At 29.0% G+C, this 2304-nt stretch carries 2 protein-coding genes; both read left to right on the top strand.

The window, feature by feature from the left end:
• Positions 1-171 precede the first annotated feature (171 nt).
• Positions 172-897 carry an SIMPL domain-containing protein gene (locus tag MW871_RS15880; protein ID WP_248429373.1) on the top strand — a complete coding sequence of 242 codons (726 nt, stop codon included), beginning with the start codon at positions 172-174 and terminating at the stop codon, positions 895-897.
• Positions 898-1594: 697 nt separating this feature from the next.
• On the top strand, positions 1595-2167 hold the full coding sequence (locus MW871_RS15875; RefSeq protein WP_248429372.1) for a hypothetical protein: 573 nt from the start codon (positions 1595-1597) through the stop codon (positions 2165-2167).
• Positions 2168-2304 lie beyond the last annotated feature (137 nt).

The raw sequence follows: 2304 nt of genomic DNA, 5'->3' as shown, positions 1-2304 counted from the left end.
CAGCCACTAACAGCCGTTTGGCGAGATTGGGGTTTTAGTGGAATTAGCGTTTTTTATCATATCTTCGTTTCGGCAGAAAATACTCTGCTATAAAGTCCCCAACCTCGCCAAGCGCCAAGACGTTATGCGACACTTTGGAGCAACTAAAAACTGAAAAAAAAACAAAATAAAATGAAAAAAATAATTACAATCTTCATATTCTCATTTTTAACAATTCAAACATTTTCGCAAACCAAAAGTGGAAATGAACTTGTAGCTGAAGGAATTGCAAAAACAAAAATAAAACCTGATTTAGCAAATTTTAAAATAACAGTTACAAAGCAAAATACAATAGAGAAAACCGCAATAAAAGATTTAAATCAAGAAATTGAAAAATTACAAAATGTACTATTCAAACTTGGTTTTACTGAAAAAAATGTGAAAATTTCTGAGTATAAAATTTCTAAAGATAATTACGAAAATAGAAAAGAATTTTCTGCAACAAATACATTATCTGTAGACTTTGTATTAGACAACAAAAGAATTGAAGGATTTTATCAAGAAATTCAAAACGAAAACTTACAAGATGTAGATATTGAATTTGAAACTCAAATATCAGAAAATTTAGAAAAAACTACAAGACAAAAATTAGTCCAAAACGCAATTATAGATGCAAAAAATAATGCAGAAAATATTGCCAATGCTTTAAATGTAAAAATAAATAATGTTAAACAAGTTTCTAAATATAATTTGCGTGATATTACATATTCATCAATAAAAATGGATGAAGTAAAATTTTTAAAACCACGTGTAGCAAGTGAAATGATGAATCCGAAAACCTCTTTTGATAAATTTGAAGTTATGGAAGTTGAATTAGAAGAAACTATAAATATTGTTTACGAAATAGCTAATAAATAAAAAAGCGTCGCATAACAGCCGTTTGGCGAGATTGGGGTTTTAGTGGAATTACCGTTTTTTATCATACCTTCGTTTCGGCAGAAAATACTCTGCTATAAAGTCCCCAACCTCGCCAAGCGCCAAGACGTTATGCGTCAGCAGGTTGGATCACACAGAAAAAGAAGAAATTAAAGCTTGAAAACTGAAATGCAAAACTTTGAAAGCGTAATTTTTATCGATTTTTTTGACTTTTAAAAATGAAAAATGAAAGTTGATCAACTTTGCGGAAAGCAGAAACCTGAAAATTGAATTTGATTAATTTTATAGAATGTGGAAACTTGAATATTAAAATCTGATTAAGATTTTGGAAAACAGAAACTTAATAAAATTGGCTGAATATTGAAATGGAAATTAGAAACTTAAAAAGTAAAATTTTCGCGATTTTTTTTTGATTTTTAAGGTCCAAATAGATCTTTAAAAATGAATAAAATAATTAAATTAGCAAAAGCCAATTGAAATAAATTGGAATGGAAAAACATACAACATATACTGCCGAACGCATAACAGCCGTTTGCCATGATTGCGGGTTTAGTGGAATTAACGTTTTTATGCATATATTCGTTTCGGTTGAATATACTCTGCAAGAAAATCCGCAACCACGTCAAGCGCCAAGACGTTGGCAGTCAGTTTGGTAGAACGAAAACGAAAGTTGCAAATTATGACAATAATCGGGAAATATAAAGTTGAAATTTTTGCAGAAGAAACATTTGAAAGTGGTTTTACTGATAATAAAAATAAATACGATTTTGAATATTTAGAAACAGAGAATAATTACATCTCAACTTACTTTTGCATCAAATTATTTGAAAATGAAAAGTTAATAAAAAGTATTGTAATTGGTTCAGAAGGTGGTAAAATCAGAATTAGCGAAAACATAAAAGTTATTGAAGAAAATAGAATAATAATTTGCTGTGGAAATAAAATATTCTGCTTGTCATTACCTGAATTAAAACTAATGTGGAAAACTAAAGCAGATGATATTTGCTGTTTTGAGGTTTACAAAAAGAGTGATTTTTATATTGTACACGGAGAAATTGAAATTTCGAAACTTGATAATAATGGGAAAATATTGTGGCATAAAAGTGGCGCTGATATTTTTACACCTTTAAAAGGAGCAGATATTTTTGAACTAAATGAAAAATACATAATTGCAACAGATTGGGAAAATAGAATTTATAAGTTTGATTATGACGGAAATGAATTTACAGATATGACGCAATTTTTGGAATAAATAAAAAACCGAACTGCCAACAGTCGTTACAAGAAATTTGGGTATTTGGCTTAATTTGAAAATGGTTTTGTTTCAGGAAAATTTGTGTTTAATGGAAAAATCTCGCATCTTTAATCCCAAACTTCTTGTAGCGACAG

The organism is Flavobacterium pygoscelis, from assembly GCF_023162025.1.
Lineage (GTDB): Bacteria > Bacteroidota > Bacteroidia > Flavobacteriales > Flavobacteriaceae > Flavobacterium > Flavobacterium pygoscelis.
The sequence above is the reverse complement of the archived record's forward strand: the minus strand, read 5'-3'. Positions and strand labels throughout refer to the sequence as shown.